The 23873-nt window shown below is 70.2% G+C and carries 16 protein-coding genes; 13 read left to right on the forward strand and 3 right to left on the reverse strand.

Annotated features, from left to right (window positions below; genetic code table 11):
- Positions 1-59: 59 nt before the first annotated feature.
- The 8 genes from FIV50_RS02270 (at position 60) to FIV50_RS02305 (ending at position 15432) form a co-directional block, all read left to right on the forward strand.
- On the forward strand, positions 60-1190 hold the full coding sequence (locus FIV50_RS02270) for a serine/threonine-protein kinase (protein WP_258184373.1): 1131 nt from the start codon (positions 60-62) through the stop codon (positions 1188-1190).
- Positions 1190-7183: an Ig-like domain-containing protein gene (locus FIV50_RS02275; RefSeq protein WP_140036014.1), complete on the forward strand. Its 5994-nt coding sequence runs from the start codon at positions 1190-1192 to the stop codon at positions 7181-7183. The genes FIV50_RS02270 and FIV50_RS02275 overlap by 1 nt, the downstream gene beginning before the upstream one ends.
- Before the next feature lie 97 nt (positions 7184-7280).
- Positions 7281-8246 (forward strand): AAA family ATPase, encoded by a 966-nt coding sequence (locus FIV50_RS02280; protein ID WP_140038588.1) that lies wholly within the window; start codon positions 7281-7283, stop codon positions 8244-8246.
- Positions 8243-9613, forward strand: a complete 1371-nt coding sequence (locus tag FIV50_RS02285; protein WP_140036015.1) for a DUF58 domain-containing protein — start codon at positions 8243-8245, stop codon at positions 9611-9613. Before FIV50_RS02280 ends, FIV50_RS02285 begins: the two co-directional genes overlap by 4 nt.
- Complete coding sequence (locus FIV50_RS02290) at positions 9610-12162, forward strand: transglutaminase domain-containing protein (RefSeq protein WP_140036016.1); 2553 nt, start codon at positions 9610-9612, stop codon at positions 12160-12162. The genes FIV50_RS02285 and FIV50_RS02290 overlap by 4 nt, the downstream gene beginning before the upstream one ends.
- Positions 12163-12188: 26 nt before the next feature.
- Entirely contained in the window at positions 12189-13931 is a 1743-nt protein-coding gene (locus FIV50_RS02295) for a DUF5684 domain-containing protein (protein ID WP_140036017.1), read from the forward strand.
- Entirely contained in the window at positions 13928-14758 is an 831-nt protein-coding gene (locus FIV50_RS02300; protein ID WP_140036018.1) for a PP2C family protein-serine/threonine phosphatase, read from the forward strand. The genes FIV50_RS02295 and FIV50_RS02300 overlap by 4 nt, the downstream gene beginning before the upstream one ends.
- Entirely contained in the window at positions 14755-15432 is a 678-nt protein-coding gene (locus FIV50_RS02305; RefSeq protein WP_140036019.1) for a hypothetical protein, read from the forward strand. Before FIV50_RS02300 ends, FIV50_RS02305 begins: the two co-directional genes overlap by 4 nt.
- A 25-nt stretch (positions 15433-15457) precedes the next feature.
- On the opposite strand, the gene FIV50_RS02310 is transcribed toward FIV50_RS02305, so the two are convergent.
- The 3 genes from FIV50_RS02310 to eccD are packed head-to-tail and all read right to left on the reverse strand — an operon-like array spanning position 15458 to position 19530.
- Positions 15458-16840 carry a S8 family serine peptidase gene (locus FIV50_RS02310; RefSeq protein WP_140036020.1) on the reverse strand — a complete coding sequence of 461 codons (1383 nt, stop codon included), beginning with the start codon at positions 16838-16840 and terminating at the stop codon, positions 15458-15460.
- Complete coding sequence (locus FIV50_RS02315) at positions 16840-18192, reverse strand: type VII secretion protein EccB (RefSeq protein ID WP_140036021.1); 1353 nt, start codon at positions 18190-18192, stop codon at positions 16840-16842. The genes FIV50_RS02310 and FIV50_RS02315 overlap by 1 nt, the downstream gene beginning before the upstream one ends.
- A 3-nt stretch (positions 18193-18195) precedes the next feature.
- Positions 18196-19530 (reverse strand): type VII secretion integral membrane protein EccD, encoded by a 1335-nt coding sequence (eccD, locus tag FIV50_RS02320; protein ID WP_140036022.1) that lies wholly within the window; start codon positions 19528-19530, stop codon positions 18196-18198.
- 343 nt (positions 19531-19873) lie between these two features.
- Between eccD and FIV50_RS02325 the strand changes: the two genes are divergently transcribed.
- From FIV50_RS02325 to FIV50_RS17770, 5 genes are all read left to right on the forward strand, one after another.
- Positions 19874-20188, forward strand: a complete 315-nt coding sequence (locus FIV50_RS02325) for a WXG100 family type VII secretion target (protein WP_056309991.1) — start codon at positions 19874-19876, stop codon at positions 20186-20188.
- Between the two features lie 41 nt (positions 20189-20229).
- Entirely contained in the window at positions 20230-20511 is a 282-nt protein-coding gene (locus FIV50_RS02330) for a WXG100 family type VII secretion target (RefSeq protein WP_079113895.1), read from the forward strand.
- Between the two features lie 126 nt (positions 20512-20637).
- Positions 20638-21075, forward strand: coding sequence for a hypothetical protein (locus FIV50_RS02335; protein WP_140036023.1), 438 nt, complete (start codon positions 20638-20640; stop codon positions 21073-21075).
- Entirely contained in the window at positions 21075-22406 is a 1332-nt protein-coding gene (locus FIV50_RS02340) for a S8 family peptidase (RefSeq protein WP_258184375.1), read from the forward strand. Before FIV50_RS02335 ends, FIV50_RS02340 begins: the two co-directional genes overlap by 1 nt.
- Positions 22403-23872: a hypothetical protein gene (locus FIV50_RS17770; RefSeq protein WP_219846240.1), complete on the forward strand. Its 1470-nt coding sequence runs from the start codon at positions 22403-22405 to the stop codon at positions 23870-23872. Before FIV50_RS02340 ends, FIV50_RS17770 begins: the two co-directional genes overlap by 4 nt.
- Position 23873 lies beyond the last annotated feature (1 nt).

Consider the following 23873-nt stretch of genomic DNA (forward strand, 5'->3'; position numbering starts at 1 on the left):
AGCGCAGCGCGCAGGGCGAATGCAGAGCGCGGTCTCCCATCCGACCGTGAGGAGCATGGGTGGCCACGCGCATGGCATCGACACCGCCGACGCTGGCGGGGTACAGCTATGTGCGCCCGCTGGGCTCCGGCGGGTTCGCCGATGTCTTCCTGTACGAACAGGACATGCCGCGACGCGTCGCCGCTGTGAAGGTGCTGCTGGCGGATGCGGTGAACCGCGAGGTGCTGCGCACCTTCAACGTCGAGGCTGACATCTCCGCGAGGCTCAGCGCACATCCCTCGATCGTGACGATCTACCAGGCGTCGATCTCTGCCGACGGTCGCCCGTACTTCGCCATGGAGTACTGCCCCGACACCATGAGCGCCCGCTACAAGAAGGCGCCGTTGGCGCTCGCCGACGTGCTCGACACCGGCGTGCGCATCGCCGGTGCGCTCGAGACGGTGCACCGGGCAGGGCTTCTGCATCGCGACATCAAGCCGTCGAACGTGCTCATCAACTCCCTCGGGGCTCCCGTGCTCGCCGACTTCGGCATCGCGGCCGCCGTGATCGACGAGGGCGACGGCGAGACGATCGCGATGTCGGTGCCGTGGAGCTCGCCGGAAGTGCTGCAGGAGCGCGTCTCGGGGTCGGTTCCGAGCGAGATCTGGAGTCTCGGCGCCACGCTGTACACGCTGCTCGCCGGACGAAGCCCGTTCGAAAGGGCAGACCGCGGCTCCAACTCACGCGACCAGCTCACCGATCGGATCATCAAGGCGCGCTACACCGCCGTGCCCGTCGACGGCATCCCCCCGATCATCGACGACATCTTCGCGACCGCGATGCACCGCGATCCGGCCAAGCGGTTCGCGAGCATGGCCGACTTCGCCGAACGACTCCGCTGGGCGCAGTACGAGCTGGGCCTGCACCCGACGGCGTTCGAGGCGGCATCCGCTGAGTGGGCCGCCGCGGCTCCCGTCAGCTTCTCGGACTCCACCGCCCGCGGCCCGGTGATCACGACGGTCGCACCGGACTCGCGCCGCGCAGAGCGTGCCGCACGACAGCAGGCGATGCCGCGCGACCGCGACGAACTGCCCGCCGCGCGTGCGAAGACCCGCTCGCCGCTCGTCGCCGGTGTGATCGGCGCGCTGATCGGAGCCGCAGCGCTCGCCGCAGTCGGCATCGTCGCCCTCCACCTCACCGGAGTTCTGTGATGGCGATCGGCGATCGCGCCCGCGCGCAGGCGAACCCTCGATCGCGGGGGCGCCTGATCACGGCGATCTCCGGCATCGCCGCTCTGGCAGTGGTGCTCACGCTCGCCATCACGGCGCAGGGCTACCAGTCGCAGGAGGTGCCCCGGCTCGAGTCGTCGGTCTGGGTCATGCGCGACAGCGGTCAGTACGCACGCGTGAACACCGAGCTCGCCGAGATCGACACGGTGCGCAACGTCGACGACCCGGAAGCGGTCTGGCAGAACGGCTCCGCGGCGGTGATCTATGCGCAGGGCAACAGACAGCGCTGGGACGTCGACCCTGCAAGCCCCTCCGATCTGCTCTCCGACTCGTCGGAGGAGGGCACGCCGATCGCGTCCGAGCCGACACCGGCCGGCACGCGTGAGATCCTCTCCGCCGGGGCGTACGTGGCCTATCGCACCGACACGGGTCAGGTGTCGGTGACCACGCTCGACACCGGCGCGGCCACCGCTCTCGTAGACCCGTTCGCGGGCGTCGAGGTCGAGGAGGGCGAGGATCCTCCGACGTACACAGCGGATGCCATCGGGCTCTCGCCCGAAGGACTGCTGGTGCTCTACTCCTCGGACGAGGGCGCGATCAGGCGGTTCGACATCGACGAGCACCGGTTCCTCGGCGATCCCGAGTCCGTCTCCGCAGCTCCGGATGCCGCAGAGGGCCTGGCCCTCACCGTTGTGGGAGAGCGCTGGGCCATGCTCCAGACGGGCACGGGCGAGCTGTGGCTGCAGGGTCGCGACGAACCGATCGAGCTCGATGTCGCCGAAGACGCGCGCCTGCAGGAGGGCGCCGACGCAGGTGAAGCCGTGTCGATCGCCGACTCCGACGGCCTCGTGTCGGTCGACCTCGCCTCGGGCGAGTCCGAGCGCGTGGCGGAGGCGACTGGCGTCCCCGCCACGCCGGTCGTCGTCGAGGGCGAGATGTACGCGGCCTGGCTCGACACCGGTGCGGGAACCCTGTGGGCGGATGGCGAGACCGTTCCGCTGCGTGTTCCGGACGAGGCCCTCGACTCCTCGACGATCGAACCGGTGTTCCAGGAGAACGGCGATCGCGCGGTGCTGAGCGAGATCGGCACCGGTCTCATCTGGACGGCCCCTGACGGCGTGCTGATCCCGCTCGAGCAGTGGGCGATCGAAGACGACACCGAGCAGCAGGAGGGCACGATCATCGTCGAGGACGTGGCCGAGCAGATGCCGCCCGTCGCCGTCGACGATGCGTTCGGCGTGCGCGCGGGCGAGCAGGTGATCCTGCCGGTGCTGCTCAACGACCATGATCCGAACAAGAAGGACGTGCTGTCGATCGACCCCGAGTCGGTCTCGGGGGGACTCGGCGACCCCGCGTTCGGCGATCTGACTCTCGTCGCCAACGGGCAGTCGCTCGTCGTCGCCGTCAAGGCGGGGTCGGGGCAGGCCAGCTTCACGTATGCGGTCACCGACGGCGCCGCCGTGTCATCACCGGCGACCGTGACGCTGAACGTCGTCGATCAGGAGAGCAACTCCGCACCCGTGTGGTGCGGGGTCGACGCCTGCCAGCAGGAGTGGCCGACACCGCAGCTTCTTCCCGGCGGCAGCACCGTCGTCTCGGCCTTGTCGGGCTGGGTCGACCCCGAGGGCGACCCGTTCGTGCTCAGCGACGCCTACGAGACCGACTCCTCGTCTCCCGTCATGGTCGTGCCGATGGCAGACGGGCGGGTGGCCATCCGCCACACCGACCCCAATGCCGCCGACGCGGTGATCTCAGTCACCGTCGTCGTCGAGGACGTGCACGGTGCGACCGCCGAGAAGACCCTCGATGTGCAGGTCACCGGCAGCCCCGCCCTGGTCGCCTCGCCTGTGGCGCTGACGGCCCGTGCCGGAGAGCTGCAATCGGTGCGCATCTCCGACCACCTGTCGGGCGGATCCGGCTCGTACCGTCTGGTCGACGCCGTGCAGACCGCGGCGACGGCTCAGGGGCTCGAGGTCAACCCGAACGCGGCATCGGGCACCGTCGAGATGACTGTGGCCGAACCCGGCCAGTACGTCGTGACCTACACCGCTCAGGACGTCTCGACCCAGGCCGAGCAGTCGGCTGTCATCCGCATCACCGCGGTCGACGGATCCGCCGGCCTCGCGATGGCGCCCCTCACCGCGTTCGTGCGCGAGGGTGAGGACACGACGGTCGACGTGCTCCGTGCTGTGCAGAACACCAGCGGGCGCGTGCTGATGCTGGCGGATGCCGTGAGCTCCACGCCGCAGCTCGGCGTGCGCGTGGTCGGCAACGAGAGCATCCGTGTGAACGGCACGACGGAGGACGGCGAGCCCGGGGTGATCGGCAAGGCCACCGTGACCGTCGCCGACGGAACCGGAGCCGCGGTGCAGGGCACGGTCACGGTCTTCCTCACTCCGCCGTCGACCGTCACCCGCCCGATCGTGTTCCCCGATGCGATCACCGTCCGCGCCGGTTCGCTCACGCGCATCAACGTCGCGGCGAACGATGTCGCCCCGCGTGGCGAACCCCTGGTCGTGCTCCCCGAGGTGACCGGGTCGGGCGAGTCCGGCGAACTCGTCTTCGCCGACCGCAACGCGCTGCGCTACCTCGCGCCCACGACGCCGGGCACCTACCGCCTCACCTACTCGGTGTCGCTCGAGCGCAATCCGGCTCTCTCCGACAACGGCGTCGTGACTGTCACGGTCGTTCCTCCGGGCACGAACCGCGCGCCGACGCCGTCGACACTGACGGGTCGGGTCCTCAGCGGCCAGACGGTGTCGCTGCCCGTGCCGGCGACCGGCATGGACAGCGACGGCGACCGAGTGACCCTCGCGGGCATCGACCAGCCTCAGAAGGGCTCCGGCACGGCGACGATCTCCGCCGACGGCGATGCGATCGTCTACCGGGCGCCCGCCGCCGGCGTCGACGGCGGCCAGGTGACCTTCCGCTACACGGTGCGCGATCCTCAGGGCGAGCAGGGCACAGGCGTGATCCGGGTCGGTGTGCTCGACGCCGACATCGACGATGCGGCTCCCGTGACCTTCAGCGACTACGTGCGCGTCGAGGCGGGCTCGACCACCCCGATCGTCCTCGACCCGCGTCTGAACGACCTCGACCCGGCGCAGAGCGACCTCGAGATCACCGAACTCGTGCCCAACGCGCCTCCGGTCAAGGGCAACCCGCTGTACGACCGCCTGAACGCGCTGATCGACTCCGACACCTCGCTCGAAGACGGCCGCATCGTGCTCCGCGCAGGCGACACCGCCGGTACGAATTCGTACTTCTACACTGTCAGGTCCACGCGCACGTCGAGCACGTCGCAGGGGCTCATCGTGGTCACCGTGACCGACGGCGCCGTCGCCGACCAGCCGAGCGTCGCCGACACCGTGCTCACCGCGCGCGACCGGGAAGACCTCCCGGAGCGCGGCATCGATGTCGTGACCGACCGTGTGAGCTGGCCGTCGGGTGATGTCTCCTCGCTCACGCTGAGCCTGTGGGGCGACCAGCCCGGATTCACGGTGCAGGGCGACCGCATCGTGGGTGCCGCGCCGGAAGACGGTGCGCTGGTGCCGTTCCAGCTCAAGGGCAAGGGGGCCGGAGGTCGAGACGTGGTCGCCTACGGGTTCCTGCGCATTCCCGCCTTCGACGACATGCAGGTGCAGCTGAAGCCCGGCACGACTCCCGTCGTGGTCGACGAAGACGCGTCGGTCTCGTTCGACGCGGCCGACTACGTCGACCTGATCTCCTCGGACGCCGTCGAGGTGGGGTCCGGGCAGTTCAGCGCGCAGCGCGCGGCCGCGTCGTGCTCCGCCGAGGGGTCGGGCGGCGTGACCTACCAAGCCGGCAGGGAAGCGCCATGGTCGGACACCTGCCTGGTTCAGGTGCGGCTGCAGGGTCAGGAGCGCTGGTCGTTCATCGACGTGCCGATCAGCATCCGTCCTGCGGAGCCCCAGCTGCTGCTGTCGTCGATCTCGCACACGATCGCTCCGGGAACCACCGAGACGGTCGACATGTACTCGAACATGGCCGCCTGGGAGGGCGGCCGCGAGGGCGACGCCGGATCGCTCGAGTATCGGATCGTGTATTCGGGGTCGGCCTTCATCGTCACGCGCACCGGCTCTCAGCTGACCATCGAAGCGCGAGCGGACGCCAGGCCGGGCAACACCGAGAACGTCAGCGTCACGGTGCCGCAGTACGGTGAGCCGTCGGCATCGGTCCGCCTGGTCGTCGGCGCGGCTCCGCCCGATGCGCCGCGGGGCGCGACCTTCACGACGCAGTGCATCGTGACGAACCCGAGCTGCACGATCGATGTCGTCGACGTGGCGGGGGAGTACGACCCCTTCGCGGGCAAGCCGGGATCCGGCCTCCGACTGATGTCGCTCGGCGCGGGTTCGCGGTGCGATGTCGCGTCGGTCTCGACCTCGGGAAGCACGTCGATCACTGCGACCTGGCCCGGCGGAGGGCAGGCGCCGGGTGGCCAGTGCATCATCCCGTTCGTCGTGTCGGATGCGCAGGGGCGCACCGGCACCGGAACCCTCACCCTCGACCTGCAGGGCTTCCCGCAGGCGCCCGCCAGCGTCACGACCGTCGGATTCACTCGCTCGACCGTGGTGCTCGACGTGCCGCTCGGCGAGGCAGGGCGCGCGCATCCCGGCGTCACCGGCGTGACGATCCTGCAGGACGGATCGCCGGCGAACGCGTCGTGCAGCCCGGCGGGAGGCGTCTACCGCTGCACCGTGAACGGGCTCGTCAACGGGGCACCGCACGTCTTCACCGCCGCGGCCGTCAACGCGGTCGGAACCTCAGCGGCGACGTCACCGCACACCAGTTGGGCGTATGCCGCCCCAGAGGTGTCGGACGCGACCGCCACGCCCGTCTATCGACCCGACGGCACCGAACGCGGACGCGGCATCGTCGAGCTCGCGGTCGCCGCGTCGGACGACTCGCTCGCCTTCCGCATCGAGGAGACCGGCCAGGTCATCAACCGCACCGGTGCGACGACGACGGCCGAGATCGCGTTGTCTCCGGGCCCGCAGAACATCACGATCGTCCCGATCAGCCAGTTCCAACCGCCGACGGGCGACGGCGGCAATGAGGGCGGAGCCTTCCGCACGTCGGTCACGGCCGCGGGAACCGTCTACTTCGACCCCGCAGGCACTCAGGCGCGCGCGACGTCGAACACGTCGATCGACGTCTCGGGCGTCGCTGCCCAGCCCAACGGCAGCGCCCTCGGAGTCGACGTCGTCTATCTCGCGTGGCGCTCGGGCGATGCGAGCTGCAGCGCCGACGGCAACGGGCGGCTGCGCGTCTCGGGCGCGGAGGCGCAGTCGTCGTCCCCCACGCTCGCCCAGCTCGCCGAGTACTCGACCTATCGAGTCAAGGCCTGTGCCTCGAACGGTTTCGGCGTGGCGGAGTCGAACACCACCGAGGTCTTCACCTTCACGTTCGTCGAAGGCCCCAAGGGCAAGACCAACTACACGGTTGCGACGCAGCCCTCGGTGCAGGACAACCGCTATTCCTACGGCCTGGAGTCGCCGCCCGAGATCGATGCGCGGGACGGCTTCATCGCGCGGTACAACCTGTACGGATCGTGGCTCGAGAACTTCGAACTGAGCTCCGACGCGTCGCCGCTGCCGGTCGTCGCGCGGTCCTGCCACTCGGTGCTGACCACCTACTGCTCCGATCCGATCGAGATCACCGCGAGGACCGTGCCGACGACGGTGGCCGTGCAGTTCCAGGAGTGCGTGCCGGCGAATCCTGACGACCTGTTCGTCGTCAGCCGCGCTGCGCGCGGATCGTACTCGACCATCTTCACCCCGGACATCGTCGACGGGATCTCCGTGATCGACACGAGGATCACCTGGACGGGCGCCTACGCCCCGCTCAAGGCGATCACGCACCGCGCGCCGCTGTGCACGCAGCCCGAGCCGGATCCGGTCGACCCGCCTGATGATCCGACAGATCCTTCCGAACCGACCGACCCCGAGGGATGAGCGCTCAGATGACGACTCCCTACGCCCCACCGCCCTGCACCGCGCAGGCGCCCGAGACGAATACGGTTGCCCTATGCCCGCTCCCTCCGTTGCTCCCGTGACCATCGCTCCCGAACAGGCCTCCTGGTTCGCGGAGACGTTCTCGATCCTCGCCGCCAACGTCGAACAGGCCATCCTCGGCAAGCGGCACGTGATCGAGCTGGCGCTCGCCGCGGCCGTCAGCGGCGGGCATGTGCTGCTCGAGGACTTCCCAGGCACCGGCAAGACGGCCCTCGCCCGAGCCATCGCCCAGACCGTCACGGGCACGAGCACGCGCATCCAGTTCACCCCCGACCTGCTTCCGGGTGACGTGACGGGCATCACGGTCTACGACCAGAAAGAGGGGGCGTTCGAGTTCCACGCCGGCCCCGTCTTCGCGAACATCGTGCTCGCAGACGAGATCAACCGGGCGAGCCCGAAGACGCAGTCGGCGCTGCTGGAGGTCATGGAAGAGGGCACGGTCACGGTCGACGGCGTCACGCGTCCGGTGCCGTCGCCCTTCCTCGTCATGGCGACGCAGAACCCCATCGAACAGGGTGGCACCTACCGGCTGCCCGAGGCGCAGCTCGACCGCTTCATGATCAAGACGTCGATCGGCTACCCCGACGAGGCGGCGACCATGCGCATCCTTCAGGGTGCTGCGCAGCCGAAGCACGTGCTCGACGGCATCGTCGGCACCGACACGATCCTCACGATGGCCGAGATGACCCGCGGCGTGTATGTGAACCCGCTGGTGTCCGACTACATCATGCGCATCGTCGATGCGACGCGACGCGCCTCCGAGGTGCGTCTCGGCGCCAGCGTGCGAGGCGCGATCGCGCTCTCCCGCCTCGTGATGACGTGGGCGGCGAAGAGCGGCCGCACGTTCGCCACCCCCGACGACGTCAGAGAGCTCGCGGTCGTGGCACTCGCGCACCGCCTCGTGCTCGAGCCTGAGGCCGAGTTCGACGGCGTCACCGCGGTCGCCGTGGTGGGGCAGATCCTGCTCGACGTCGAGCCGCCGCGCGAGAACGGCACTGCGTGAGCTTCAGCACCGAGTCCCGTCTGACGCGCACGACGGCGGGCACCAGCACGTCGACGCGCACGTCGACGGTCACGCGCTACGACCGCACGCGCCGAGGACCCGTCCGCGGCGCCGTCTTCGGTGTCCGCCGTGCAGCCCGAACCACGCGACGCGCGACCCGCACGGCGGTCGCGTGGGTGCGGGAGACGGTCACGTCGGCCGGGATGCTGGTCGTCGTGGCCCTCGTGCTCTGCATCGCCGCAGGGCTGCTCTTCGGATGGGTGGAGGCCTGGGCGGTGGCGGCGATCGCGCTGGTGCTGCTGATCGCGTGCGTCCCTTTCATCCTCGGCGCCCACGACTACCGCATCGAGCTGACGCTCGATCGCGACCGCGTGGTCGCCGGTGCGGAGATCGGTGCGACGCTTGACGTGCGCAACAACGGCGAGCGTCTGTCGCTGCCGGGCATCGTCGACGTTCCCGTGGGGGAGGGACTCGTCGAAGCACACGTTCCGCTGCTGCGCCCCGCCGCCCACCACCGCGAACAGCTCACGATCGCCGCGCACCGTCGCGGTGTCATCGACGTCGGACCCATGACCATCACCCGCGGCGACCCGATCGGCATCCTCCGGCGGGAGCTGCGATGGCCCGACGTCCAGCGCATCCATGTGCACCCGGTCACGGTTCGTCTGCCCAGCACGAGCGCGGGCCTGATCCGCGACCTCGAGGGCACGCCGAGCTCGACGCTGGTCGACGCCGACCTGTCTTTCCACGCGGTGCGCGAGTACGTCGTGGGTGACTCGCAACGGCACGTGCACTGGAAGTCGACAGCGAAGACCGGAAAGCTCATGGTGCGTCAGTACGAGGAGTCGCGTCATGCTCGCATCGCGATCATCCTCGACCTCGACGCCGAGTCGTATGAGAGCGATGACGAGTTCGAGAACACGGTCAGCGCCGCCGCATCGCTCGCTCTGCAGGGGGTGCGTGACGGCCGCGAAGTGCTCTTCTCGGTGAGCAACGAGATCCCTGAGCACAGCCGCGCCGAGGTGCTGTCGATCCGCACCCTTCCCACCGTGACGCCCAAGGCGCTGCTCGACGCGACATCGACCATCGATCCGGCCGACCGCGTGATGCGCCTCGAGGCCGTCGCGGCGCTCACCGCGCAGTCCTACCCCGATCTGTCGATCGGATTCCTGCTGACGGGCTCGCGCATGCCGCTCGAGCGGCTGCGCCATGCCGCGGTCAAGCTGCCTGCGGCGGTCGAGGCGGTCGCGGTGCGCAGCGAGCTGGGCGAGCAGCCCACGATGCGCACGGCACGGGAGCTCGCCGTGATGACTCTGGGCGCGCTGGGCGATCTTCCGCAGATGCTCGCTCGTGGAGCGCTGCGATGAGCGCCGCGGGCCCCCGGCGCGGTGTCGCGAGGTCGCGACGCTCGTTCCCGCTCTCAGCCGTGACGCTCTGGGCGCTCGGATATGTGCTCGTCGGTGTCGGCCTCGCGACGGCGGCTGCGTGGCCGGTCTACGAGTCCCCCCGAGCACTGGCGGTCGGCCTGATCGGCGGACTTCTCGGCATGGCCGTCGCCGTGCTGACGCGGGTGCTCCGGTGGGGCATGCTGATCGGATCTCTCGCGGCGGCCGGCACCTACCTGGTCGTCTCGGTTCCGCTCGCGATCCCTTCGGCGCTCTCGTCGATCCCTGCGTTCCTCGGCGGCCTCCGCGACGCGGTGCTGGGGGTCGTGCTCGGGTGGAAGCAGATGCTGACGCTGAACCCGCCGCTCGGCGAGTACCAGGCGGTGCTGATCCCGTTCCTCGTCGTGATGCTGTTCGGCACGTTCATCGCGACTCTCCTCGTGCTCGAGGGCGGCCGTCGGGCCACGATCGCGGTTCCCGTCGTGACGGCGATGAGCGTCTTCGGCATAGCCTTCGGGGTGAGCGGCACGACGGCTCCCGTCTCGGTGCTGGGCGTGGCGCTTCCGGCTCCGCGGGAATGGCTGATCGGCGTCGCGCTCTTCGTGACCGCTCTCGTCTGGCTGGTCGGCCGCTCGCGACTGCAGCGTGCGCAGGCGCTGCGCACCGTCGCCGCGGCGAACATCTCGCGTCGGGCGACCCCGGTGTGGCTGACCATCCGTCGTCATCTGCTGTCGGCAGGGCTCGCCGTGATCGCCCTGGTCGCCGGATTCGCCGTCGCACCCGCGGCGGCCGGGTGGAGCGACCGCTCGGTGCTGCGCGACGAGGTCGAGCCCATGATCGTCGTGCAGCAGCAGGCGAGCCCGCTCAGCGCCTACCGCTCGTGGTTCGCCGGCGGCAGTCTCGATGACACGGTCGTGCAGATGGAGGGCGACCCGGGCGCACTCGAGCGCCTCCGACTCGTCACCCTCGACTCGTATGACGGCGAGGACTTCCACATCGCACCCGACGACCGGTTCAGCAGGTTGCCCCGCACAGCGATGCCGGGTGCCGGTCGTGTCTCGCTCGGGATCACGATCGGAGACGCGTACCGCGGCATCTGGGTGCCGTCGCCGGCGGGTCTCGCCGAGGCGCCCGACTTCTCCGGCTCGCGCGCCGAAGCGCTCGCCGACGGCTTCCATGTGAACTCCGGCGGCGATACCGCGATCACCGTGGCGGAGGCGCCCGGCGGCGGAGAGGGACTCGTCCCGGGCGACCGCTACACCGTGCTCGTCGACGCGCCAGGTGCCCCCGGCGAGGTCTCCGCGCTGCAGGGCGGCACCTCGAACCTCGACACCGACCTGTATCCGGCGCTCACCGAGTGGGCCGAGATGCAGGAGCAGCCCCGCACGGGAGCCGGATACCTCGAGATCATCGATCGCCTGCGTTCGCGCGGCTACCTCAGCCACGCGCTGATCGACGACGACGCGGCAGCGGGGTGGATCGCGTCTCTGAAGGAGTCGGAGGGCTACGCGTTCGCGCCGAGCTATGCGGGGCACTCCGCCGCCCGTATCGAGGAGCTGTTCACCGACATGGTCGAGCAGGAGCGAAGGGCCGGGTCTGATGCCGCACCCGAACTGCTGGTGTCCGCCGTCGGCGACGACGAGCAGTTCTCCGTGGCGGCTGCGCTGCTCGCCGAGCACTGGGGACTCGAGTCCCGAGTCGTGATCGGCGCACGGCTCGCGGCGGCAGAAGAGGTTCCGGGCATTCCGGCCTGCACCGAGACCTGCACGGGCGCGAACATGAGCGCCTGGGTCGAGGTCAGGGGCTCCGGCGGCGAGTGGATGCCGGTCGACACCACGCCGCAGTATGCGATGCTGCCGAGCTCCATCACCGAGGGCGAGCAGCTGCCGGAGCATCCGACGGTGCCGGAGCAGCCGCGCTCCGAGGCGCTCGACCCGCCTCAGGCGCAGAGCGACTCGAACAACGACGCGCCCCCGCTCGAGGCGCCGCAGTCCGAGGTCCTCGCCTTCCTTCTGCCGATCCTCCGAGCGGTGGGGCTCGGCCTGCTCGCTCTCGCGCTGCTCGCTCTGCCGTTCCTGGTGCTGCTCTTCGCCAAGAGGCAGCGCGCCAGAACTCGCCGCACGGCCGAAGACCCCGAGGTGCGTCTGGCCGGGGCCTGGGAGGAGCTGGTCGACGTGTACGCCGATCACGACGTGTCGATGGATGCCGAGGGCACACGATCGCAGCGGGCTCTGTCGACCGACCGCGAGGCTGCTGACCGCCTGGCGGTGCTCGTCGATCGCGCGGTCTTCGCCGAGCATCCTCCGACGAACGACGATGCGAGCGCCGCCTGGGCGATCGTGGATGCCGAGCGAGCCGAACTGGCAGCATCCGGCAAGTGGTGGCACCGCATCGCCAGGCGCGTGCGGCCGGCGTCGTTCATCGCCCGGATGCGGGCTGCGGGCGGTCGGGGCTACACAGGAGCCAGGCCTGCTCTCGCTACGCTCGGTGTGACAGGGTCGTTCGGCGACCGGAAGAAGGGGAACCCATGATCGCGCCCGTGGATAGCGGCTTTGCCATGATGCTCGCCATCGTCGGCGGCGTCGGCCTGCTCGTCGGCCTCGCCGTCTATCTCTGGTACGCCTTGGCGCTGTCGCGTCTGTTCCCGCGCCTCGACGGAGAAGGCTGGAAGGGCTGGGTGCCCGTCCTCAACGAAGCCGAGATCCTGGCGCGAGGAGGAGTGCCCGCGTGGTCGGTGGTGTTCTACTTCATCCCGATCGTGCAGCTGTACGGCATCTACCTCAAGGTCGTCGCGACCCACCGCATCAATCGCAGGTTCGGTCGCGGCGCCGGCATGACGGTCCTCGCCATCCTGCTGCCCCCGGTCTGGGCGACCGTCCTCGCTTGGGGCGCCCCGCCGTACCCCGAGGGCGAACGACTGGCCGCGCTGCAGCCGGGTTCTCGCCGCAACGCGCAGCCCGCCGCCGCACCGGCCAGGGATGCGTCGGGCTACACGATCCCGTCGCTCGCTCCGCACGCCCCGAATCAGCCGGATGCCCCCGCGTTCGTGTTCCCCGACTACGCCGCGCCGACCCGTGCGAACGCGCAGTCCCCGGCGGATCCGGGGGGTGCGACCGGCGCTCCCTCGGGTTCCGACGGCGGTGCCCCGTCCGCATGGGGAGCGCCGCCGCAGAAGCCGCAGTCCCCGGTCGGGCCCCCGCCTGTTCCCGGGGCGACGCCCGCCGCGGGAGCCCCGCCCGTTCCCGGAGCCCCGCCCGTTCCTGTCGCCGGGCAGCCTCCGGCTCCCGGTGCCCCCGCTGCATCGTTCGCTCCGCCACAGCCTCCTGCTCCTGCTCCTGGCTTCGCGCCGCAGCCGCCTGCCCCGCAGCCGCCTGCCCCGCAGCCGCCCGCCCAGGTAGCTGCCCCCGCTCCCGCGTCTGCGCCTCCGGTCGATGCGCACCCGACGACCGGAATCATGGCAGCGATGGGCGGCGACCCCGTGGCCCCTGTCACGCCGCAGGATCCTGCGCGTCAAGAACCCACCGCTGACGACATCGCGGTGCAGCCGCCTGCGCCTCCCGCGCCCGTATCCACGCCTGCCTCTCCGTTCGAGACGCCGGCAGAGCATGCGTCGTCCGCGCCGCCCGCCGGAGAACCGCAGCGCGCGGTGCGGCCCGCGCCGCCGTCGTTCCGCGACGGCGGGCTCTCGTCCGAGCACCCGCAGATGCCGACGATCCGTCCGGTCCCGTCGGCGGCCGGTGATGTTCCGGTGGCTCCAGAGGTCCCGTCTGCCGCAGACCTGAGGGTGGCCGAGACGCCACCCGCACCTGCCGCAGATGCGCCCGCGGTGCCGCGGGCGCCTGCCGCAGAGCCCCTTGCGACGCCCCTGGGCGGCCTCGCGGCGGATGTCGACAAGACGGTCGTCACCCCGCGTCCGACAGACGATGTCGACGACGACCTCGACGCCACGGTCGTCGTCGCCCGCAGGCGCGGCGTGCGTCGCTCGCTGGTGCTCGATGACGGGCGCACGTTCTCGCTGTCGGGCGCGAGTGTCGTGATCGGGCGCAACCCGATCGGCGAGCCGGGCGAGCAGCGGCTCGCGATCTCCGACACCACCCGCACGCTGTCGAAGACCCACGCCCGACTCGTCGTGCATGACGACGAGTGGCGCCTCACCGACCTGCACGCCACGAACGGCGTCGTCGTGGTCGAGGAGAACGGCACCGAGACGCTGCTCGATCCGGGCGAGAGCGTCACCGGCAACGGCCGCTTCATCCTCGGTGAAGTGGGGATGCACGTGATCGCGGAGCGCGATTCGTGACCGTCTCGTCGGTTGTCCTGAACGTCGCGTCCCTGACCGACACCGGGCTCAAGCGCACCGCGAACGAGGACTCCGTGCTCGTGGCGTCCCCCGTCTTCCTCGTCGCAGACGGCATGGGCGGACATGAGGCCGGCGACCGCGCGAGCGCTGCGGTGGTCGACGCGTTCGAGCCGCTTCGCGGGCTGACGGTCGAGGTCGCCGACATCGGCGACGCCCTGAGCCGAGCCTCGGCCGTCGTCGACGACATCTCCGCCGACCACAAGCGCGGGGCGGGCAGCACGGTGACCGGTGTCGCACTCGTCGATCACGAAGGCGCTCCGCACTGGCTCGTCTTCAACGTCGGCGACTCCCGCGTCTATCGGCACCACGGCAACGAACTGACTCAGCTGACGATCGATCATTCGCTGGGGCAGGAGCTGGTGGATGCCGGTGAGCTCCGCGCAGAGGATCTCTCGACGTTCTCGCAGCGCAACGTCATCACCAGGGCGATCGGCGCGCCCGACAGCACTGCCGACAGCTGGCTGCTGCCGGTGGTCGACGGCGAGCGACTGCTGCTCTGCTCCGACGGACTCAGCGGTGAGGTGAGCGACGAAGCGATCCGGGCCACGCTGACCATGAACGGCCGACCTGAGTCGGCCGCTGCGGCTCTCGTCAGCCGTGCGCTCAAGGCGGGTGGTCGCGACAACGTGTCGGTCGTCGTGATCGATGTGATCTCGGGAGGCGCGCGCACGCGTCCGGACGACAGCGAGGCCGGCCGCGAGGCCGCATCCACCTCTCTCACCGACTCGAGCCTCGAGGGCACCACGATCCCGGTTCGCGTCAGATGACCGACGACGAACCCGAGGTCGAAGAGACCGTCATGCTGACCCGTCGCGATCGGCGCCGGGGTGGGGCGGTCGCGGCTCCGTCGACAGCGCCGACCGAGTCGGAGACGGCGAAGGCCGTCGCGGACGGCGCGGTGGGTGCCGATGATTCCGCGGACGCCAGGGACGCCGACTCAGCTGACGATAGTGCGGGGCCCGGGGACCTCGATGAGGCGACCGTCGTCGTCGACCGGAAGACGTCGAGATCCGATGCACCGGCCGATGCTCTCGAAGGAGAGCAGGAGCAGGAGCAGGAGCTTCTCGATGAGGCGACCGTGCTCGTCTCCCGCACGCCGCGGCGTGTGCGACGGAAACGATCGGAACGCCCCGACGAACAGGGCGATGCCTCCGGCGATCCTGCCCCTGCCAACGAACCCGGTGCGGCACCCCTCTCGTTCGAGGCGCCGATCGACGCTCCGGCACCGGAGATCTACCGACCGCGTCCAGCGCCCCTCGGCCCTTCCGCGCCTCCCGTGGTGATCGGCGCCGCCGCGCCCACGCGCGCGGTGGATCCGGAGCTCCCGTCCGTCGCGAAGCAGGGCCTGCGATGGAGCACGGCCACCCTCCTCGGGTTCGCAGCCGCCTGTGTCGTCTCCGTCGCCGGACTGGTGGCGCTGGGCTTCGTCGTCTTCGCCTGACACTCGCACCCGGGCCTCGAGCGCCTCAGCCGAACCGCTCATCGCCGGCGCCGGGCCCCGGGCTGTTGAGCAGCCCGCCCTCGCGTTCGGCCTCGGCCGGGTCCACGGCCGGCTGCTCTCTGCGGCGACGCAGCACGATGAGGATGCCGAGCACGCCGAGCAGGGTCGCCCCGCCGATGGTCGTGAACAGCGCGGCCTCCCGTGTGAGCAGGAACGGCGAGGCCCCGTGGTCGGGGTCTACGGCCGCGGCGGGAGGGCGGGCCGCGCTCTCGGTGGTGTCGAAGTAGGGGCTCACCGGCCCTCGGGTCGTCTCGTCCGGGAGCAGCTCGATGGCGGCGAACGGCTGGATGAACCCCCAGCCGTTGACGTCGTCGCGCTTGTCGGCATCGTCGCGCAGGGCCGTGGCGGTGAGTCGGTACGCCCATCCGGCCGGCGGGTCCTCGGGGTGCGCCTCGGCCACCAGCGCCGCGGCGGCGCTCGCGTATCCGGTCGCGAAACTCGAAGCGGGAGCGTCGGCGGCGAAGATGCAGTCTCCGCCGCCGAGCGCCGCACTCAGCACGTTCATGCCGGGTGCCGTCACGCCGACCTGGGGGCCGTGGATCGATGCATCGTTCGCGCGGCCGCTGGGGTCGGCGGCACTGACGCCGAGCACCTGCTCGTACGCCGCCGGGTAGCGAGGGCCGTCCTCCGCATCCGGGTCCGACGCCCTGTTGCCGCCGCTCGCAACGACCAGGGCGCCGACGGCCGAGGCGTGCTCCACTGCCGCGCGGAGATCGGGGGAGTCGGTCGTCTGCGACATCGAGACGTTGATGATGTCAGCGCCGTTGTCGGCAGCCCAGTGGATGCCGTCCGCGATGCGCTGCGACGTCGGTCCGAAGCCCTTGTCCTTGTCCTGCTGCTGGTCACTGCGGAAAACTCGCACGGAGAGCAGCTGCGCGTCGGGTGCGAGCCCGACGACCCCGGAACCGTCGACCGGCTGTGCCGCGATCTGGCCGGCGATCGCGGTGCCGTGGCCGGTGGTGTCGGTCAGACCATCGGCGCGCTCGCCGTCGCCCACGAGGTCGACACCGCCGATCACGACTCCGGCGAGATGCGGGTTTCCCGCATCGATGCCCGAGTCGACGATGGCGACGACGACCCCTCTGCCCGTGGCGACGCGGTTGGCCTCCTCCGCGCCGAGCAGAGCGAGGGCCTGCGGTGCCTCCGGACTGTAAACCACAGTGCCCGGAGTGCAGGCATCGCCGGCGGTGGCGGCCGGCACGGCCGAGCCGTGCGCCGCGAGCGATCGCGCAGTGGAAGCGGTCGGTGCGCTGGGTGCCGCTGCCGATGCCGGTGCACTCGACAGGATGGCGCCGAGCGCGATCGCGCCCACCAGGAGGGTCGGAAGGGCGGCTCTGCGTCGCCGCATCACTTCGTCCCTGAGCCGGGCGACTCTCTGGCCGCGTCGGAGGTCAGCGCAGGGCCGGCCGCGAAGAACTCGATCCACGCGTCGGACACGCGCCCGACGTCATCGGGGGAGTAGCCGAGCTGAGCGATGGGGCCGGTGGCCGCATCCTCTGCGCTCTGCTCCGCGGCGGCGCCGGGGATCGCGAACGCGGTGCCCGATTCGTCGATGAGCACGGCCAGGCCGACCGAGTCGTCGGATGCTCCGCTCACTTCGACGAGGGCGCCGCCGCCGACCGAGACGTCGACGCCGGAGCGCTTTTCCGGCAACTCGGTCGTGGTCGCTCCGAGCACGGTGCGTGCATCGTCGGTGACCATCGCGCACGGCGTCTCACCTGCCGCGAGCGTCGTCAGCGGCAGGGTCGGCCAGTCCTCACCGCCGACATACGGAAGCGTCTCCACGTCAGCGATCTCCGCGGGGGACACCTCCTGTTCGGCGCCGGCGTCCTGCCCGCTGCCGAGCAGGTAGAGCTGGTAGGCGAGTGGACTGAGGCGAGCGATCTCGCCGGTCGCGAGCGCCACATAGCGCTCCTCCGCCGGGCTGCCCTGCGTGTGGATGATCGTCCCCGCCGTCAGATCGGTGCCGGGAACCGAGGCTCCCATCGCGTTGAGGCTGATCGGCTCGAGATCGTCGCCCGACTCGAAGAGATTGAGCCAGCGTCCGTCGACCTCGAGGATGTCGCTGGTGCCGAGTCCGACGGCGCGGAGCACGGCGTTGGCATCGTCCGCCGGAACGGCGTAACGGAGACCGTCGGCGATCACGAACAGCTCGTCGCCGCGCTGGACGACGGCGCCGGTCCCGGTCGAGATCTGGGCGATCGGCTTGCTCGACAGCGATACCGACGCGCCGGCGGTGTCGTCGATGCAGGCCGTCCACGAGGAGTTGATCAGGGCGCTCGGTGCCGGCAGGTCGTCCGGTGCGCCGAGGATGCCGATCGAGGGGCCGACCGGGATGCCGTCGAGTGCGGCCTGATCCGTGCGTACGACCTTGAACTCACCGGCGGGGATCAGCAGCCGCGCACTGGCCGTGTTGATGACCGGATACAGGGTTCCTTCCACCGAGACGTAGCGAGCCCCGGTGTCGGTGGCGACGATGAGGCGGTTGTTCTGCCAGTCGCCGGGGAGTCCCGGCTGCATGATTCCCCAGAACACCCCGACGAGGATGACGCCGATCGTGAGCGCGACTCCTGCGACGACCGCGCGCAGCGGCTTCGCAGGGTCGAGCTCCTTGCCCCCGGGGGCTCCACCGGTGAACGCCGAGAGCAGTCGTCGCCTGCTGAAGCCCTGGGCTTCGATCAGATCCTTCTTGGTCGCCATGGGTCAGACGAGCCCGGCCGTCGTGACGCCGAGCGGCAGCAGCAGCGCGAGGGCGAAGACCTCGACCGTGTCGCCGAGCCTCGTGAGCCGCAGACGTGCCTTCGGTGTCAGCAGCGTGAGACCGACGAGGATCACGGTGGCGACGACGAGGATGAGGAGCATCCAGGTGCGGACATCGGGAAGGGCCAGGGCTACGGTGACACCGGTGGCGGCGAGTCCGATCGCGCCGATCGCCATGAGCACGAGCACACCGAGGCGGGCGTAGATCTGTCGCGACTGGAACATCATCCCGACGAATGCGAGCACGCACAGCAGCGCGCCCCAGACGCCGCTTGCGGCGACCAGCGGCGTCGCAGTCAGGGCCGCGAGGCCGAGCGCGGCTCGGAGTGCGATCAGGGTGCGCGTGCCTGCCGCGGCGCGACGCTTGACCTCGTCGGCGTCGATCGGCTCCGGCGCCGCGAACATGTCGGCATCGCTCTGCGGCGAGATGACCCGGATGCGGGTGGAGCTGAGCGCGAGCCAGGGGATGCCGTTCGCGAGCAGTGCGGTGGTGGCGAGCATGATCGCGTACGGAGCGAGTGCGTCGCCGAAGATCGCGGCGGTGGTCGCGGTGATGCCGATAGAGGCGCCGAGCGCGATGGGCACGAGGTGGATCTCGGGCTTCTCCTGCGTCACGGCGAGGCCGACGCCGCCGACGATGACGAGGCCCAGGCCCATGGCGGCGAGCGGCCAGCCCCAGATGCTCTGCACCGGAACGGCGAGGAAGCCCGCGAGTCCGCCGTAGGCTGCGGCGGTGAGACCGAGTGCGTGTCCGGCCTCCGGCTGATGGAGACGCATGAGCACGGCAGCCGCGACGCTGAGCACGATGGCCCCCGATGCCGCGATGATCGCCGGCACGAGGGAGGTGGGCGGAGTCGCGACCAGCAGGAGCGCGCAGAGGGCGAGGAAGGTGAGACTGACGAAGAGGGCGGTGCGCGAGCTGTCTGCCGGCGTCCAGGAGCCGTGCTGCTCGGCCGTGGCGTCGATCACCGCTTCGACGACGTCGTCGTAGACACGCGGCTCCTGCATCAGGCCGCCGCGGACGAGTGTCAGAAGCTCACCGTCGTGCACGCCCTGCGCCGCTGCTCCACGAGCGGGGTCGAGGGGTGTGCCGTCGGCCCGCTGCAGCGAGTAGCCGCCATGCGTGAGCGTCGGGTCGAGCACACCGAGACTCCGAGCGAAGCCGGGGATGATCTCGACGAGCGGGATCTGCGACGGCACGCCGACATCGAGCCGGCGGTCGTCGCTGACGACGGAAAGCCGCAGCACGGTGCCTGCCGTTGCGCTGCTCTGAGTCATGGAACGATGCCCCCTCCATGGTGTGCAGCCGAGCGGGAGGAGACCCGTGGCTGCGCATTCCGCCTTTCACCCTAGTTGAGGCGTGCGGCAACGCGTAGTCGCGGGGCGGGACGTTTTCTCCTTCGACCGCACGATCACCGCGCGGATGCCGGCGGGGTCGGCTCCGCGATTTCTCCATCGAACGCACGAACGCCGCGCGGATACGGCTCGTGTCCTGGCGCATCCGGACGATCTGATCTAGCCTTTCACCTGAAACGAATCGTGGGGGGTTGTTTCGAAGTCGTCCCAAGACAGGGATGCGCTCCCCCGCACGTGTGTCCGTGAGGACCGGAGGGAGTGAGTTATGGCTGATGTCATCTCCGCAGAAGAAGGGGCTCTGCGCCGCGGAGCCCAGGCGGTGCGGGAGACCAAGTCCGGGATCGACCAGCAGACCAAGAAGGTCCGCAGCGAGATCGAGCAGCTGCGCGGCTTCTGGACGGGTGCGGCTGCCGCATCGTTCTCGACGCTGATGTCCCGCTGGGACGAGCAGGCTCGTCAGCTCAACGAGGTCCTCGTGACGCTCGAGGATGCCCTCGCCGGCACCGAGCGCGACCAGGCCGCAACCGAAGAAGCTCACCAGCAGACCATCTCGGGCCTCGGCTCGATGATGGGTTCCTGAGCGAAGACCACAGAGATTTCAAGGAGAACATGATGCAGTCGATGTCAGTTCGCCCGGAGCAGGTCAACGCTCTGGCAGCGCAGATCCGCAGCGGGTCGCAGGGTATCCGTTCAGAGCTCGACCGTCTCGAGTCCGAGGTCGGCAAGCTGCGTGCGGCGTGGGATGGTTCCGCGCAGCAGGCCTACGACCAGGCTCAGGCCAAGTGGAACCGCTCGCTGAGTGAGATGCAGCAGCTTCTCACCCAGATCGCGGGCAAGACCGAGGAGATCTCGGGCCAGTACGTCCAGACCGACAAGTCGGCCGCCGGACGCTTCGGAGCCTGATCCCGTGGCGCGGGCCCGACGCAGAGATGCGCCGGGTCCGCGCCGTCTGCTGTGCTGTTCGGCGACTGAGCCGGAGGGCGCAGCAGATGTCACGGGAATCGCCGTTGTCAACAGGGAGGGACGTCGATGGTCATCGCATTCGACTTCGAGCAGATCTTCGCTGAGCTCAAGCGCATCTCGCGCGAGCTCGAGCATTTTCCGGCGGCTGAGGAGGTCGCGATCGTCGAGGGCGGTGTGTCGGAGACGACCAGCACCTTCCGGGGCGACCTGCGCACCGCGGCGCTGACGATGGGCTCGGCCACGACGAAGACGATCGAGGCGTTGAATCAGGCGCAGAACACGATCCGTGCGGCCGTCATGCAGATGGCGGAGCAGGATGCGGCCCTCGCCGATGAGAGCAAGATGATCATCCAGCTGCTGGATTCCGCGGTCGCCCAGGCCGACGAGACTCCGGTCGCGGCGGGAGCCAACCGCACCGGCGACGGCGGTGGCGCAACCGAACCCCGTGTCGATGTCGACGCCGGAGCGGATTCCGGCGATACGACCGTCGAGGCCGACTACTGATGAGGCGTCCGCACCGCCTCCTCGCGGTGCTCGGCGCGATAGCGCTGGGCGGGATGATCGCCGTGCCGTCGAGCGCGGCGGCGGAGGACCTCGCCTCGGGCCTGTGGTGGTTCGACCGCGGAAACGTCCAGGAGGCCCACGACGCCGGTTTCGACGGCTCCGGCGTCACGGTCGCGGTGATCGATACGCAGATCAATCCAGACGTCGTCGGGCTCCGCGGTGCTGATCTGCAGGTGCCCGAGAACACCTACTGCCACGACGCCGCCGGTGCTCCCATCCCCGCCGTGTCCACGGACTACGTGGCCGCCGCACACGGCACCAACGTCGTGTCGATGATCCTCGGCACGGGGGAGGCACCCGCTGGCGGCGTGCCGATCAAGGGCGCCGCGCCCGGCGCCACGGTGAAGTACTACTCCGCCGGTCTCGAAGATCAGGATACGGGCGAGGTGTCGTGCGCGCTCGAGAACGGTGAGCAGTCGACCACCGATGATCACGGGTTCGCGGCCGAGGCGATGTCCTTGGCCATCTCCGATGCGATCGACGAGGGTGCGGACATCATCTCGATCTCCAGCACGGGCTACGTCTTCCTCCTCGGGGCGACCGCCAAGGCTGTCGCGGCAGGAGTCCCGATCATCGCCGGCCTTCCGAATGAAGGCGGAGTCGGCGGTCAGCCCGCCGGTCTGAACGGCGTGGTGGGGGTGCAGGCATTCGGCTCTGACGGAGCGATCGCCACGTGGCCGAGCGGAGAGCCCAACCTGAGCGACGACGTCGGGACGGCCGCGCCCGGAATCGGGATCCTCGTGCAGGGCACCGAGGCGTCCTGGGACGAGCAGGAGCTGGTTCGCGGCACGTCGTTCGCGACGTCGATCGTCTCCGGATTCCTCGCGGTGGTGAAGCAGAAGTATCCCGAGGCCACGGGCAACCAGCTGCTCCAGACCCTGATCCATAACTCGGGGACCAAGGGTGAGCACGAGCCCGAGTGGAACAACAGCACGGGATTCGGTGCCGCCTCGCTGACCGGCATGCTCGCGGTCGACCCGACGAAGTATCCCGACGAGAATCCCTTCTTCGACGCGGACGATCCCAATGCGGTGCCGAATGCCGATGACGTGGCGACGTTCGCCGCGGATCTCGAGGTCGACTCCTCGCCCGAGCCCACGCAGACGAGCGCTGCACCCGAGCAGCCCTCGGCAGACGGCGCGGGCGTGACGCCCTGGGTGATCGGCGGCGGCGTCGTCCTGCTCATCCTGCTCGCCGGCGGCATCGTGCTCGCCGTCACACTCACCAGATCTTCGAAACGACGCACCGACCACACAGGGGGGCAATCATGACCGGCAGGTACGAAGCCGAGTTGAATCGCATCCGGGCCATCGAGGACTGGCGGATCCCCAAGGCCGCAGCGCTGAGATCCGCACTCGATTCCCTGCACGACGCGATCACGACGGTCACGTCATCCGAGGCCTGGGACAGCAAGACGCGGGATGCCGCGAACGCGGCCCTGAACGACATCCAGAACCAGATCCGAACCATCGGCGACGCCGTGACCGCCATCGACTCGGCGGTCACGTCGGCGAACAACGCCCGCCGAGCAGCCAACGACGCCGAGCTGCCGTCGTCGACGGTCGATCCGTTCTGGTCGAACGTGGCGAAGGGAGCATCCGTCGTGGTGCATCCCGTGCTCGGTCCGCTCGCGGCCGACAAGGCGATCGACGTGATCGGTGATTTTCTGGGTAACCAGCGCGAGGCAGAGGCCGAGCGCATGGTGAAGAGCATCGAACAGTCGCTCGAGCGGCCCAGCGCCTCGCTCCGATCGTCGACCGAGACCCTCCGCGCAGTCCAGTACGTCAAGTACGACGACGGTCCCGGGGGCGGCGACAGCGGGGGCGACGGGCCCTCGATCGACAGCCCGTCCATCGAGTACCCCGGCGGTGGCAGCGGTCCATACGGAGTTCCCGGCGGCGGATATCAGCCTGGCGGTAGCGGTGGTGTCGGCGAGTACCAGCCGCCGGTGCAGACGAACCCGGAAGATCCGCAGTATCCGACGTTCCCGACCGACCCGACGTTCCCGACCGACCCGACGTTCCCGACCGACCCGACGTTCCCGACCGACCCGACGCTCCCTGCCGATCCGGCCTTGCCGGACGGCCCCGGAGGAGTGGACATCGATGATCCCACGGTCGACTTCCCGGGCGGCGGAGTACTGCCCGGCGGCCCCGGTGGCGGAAGCGGTGGCGGCTATCCGCTGAACCCCGGCGGAACCTTCCCCGGAGGGGGGACCCCTGGTGGTCTGCTCCCCGGTGGTGCGGGCGGCGGCGGTATCGGCGGGATCGTCGGCGGTGGTGCCGGCGCGGCGGCGATCGCCGCGGGGTCGAAGATCGCCGGAATCGGCAGCGTGGGCGCCCTCGGCAGCTCGGGCCTCGGCGGTGCGTCCGGAGCAGGGCTCAAAGCGGGTGGCGGTCTTCTCGGCAACTCCGCGCTCGGCGGCGGCGCCGGCGGTTCGGGCGGCGCGGCAGGTTCTGCTCGCCCCGGGGGCATCGGCGGTGTCGGAGGCGTCGGAGGTGCCGGTGGCGTCGGGGGTGCCGGTGGGGCCGGAGGTGCGACCGGTTCGTCGGGCGCAGCCGGCTCGGGCATGCGTCCCGGCATGGGCATGATGGGCGGCGCGGGAGGCGACGAGGAGGAGAAGGCCAAGCGCTCCGGTCTCGGCGGACCGATCGCCCCCAAGCTCGAGGACGAGGACGAACGAGGGCCTCGCGCCAAGGGCGCGCAGGCGGGCTCTCGCGACGACCACGCAGGCTGAT

The sequence above is a fragment of the Microbacterium foliorum genome (assembly GCF_006385575.1).
Classification (GTDB): Bacteria; Actinomycetota; Actinomycetes; order Actinomycetales; family Microbacteriaceae; genus Microbacterium; species Microbacterium foliorum_B.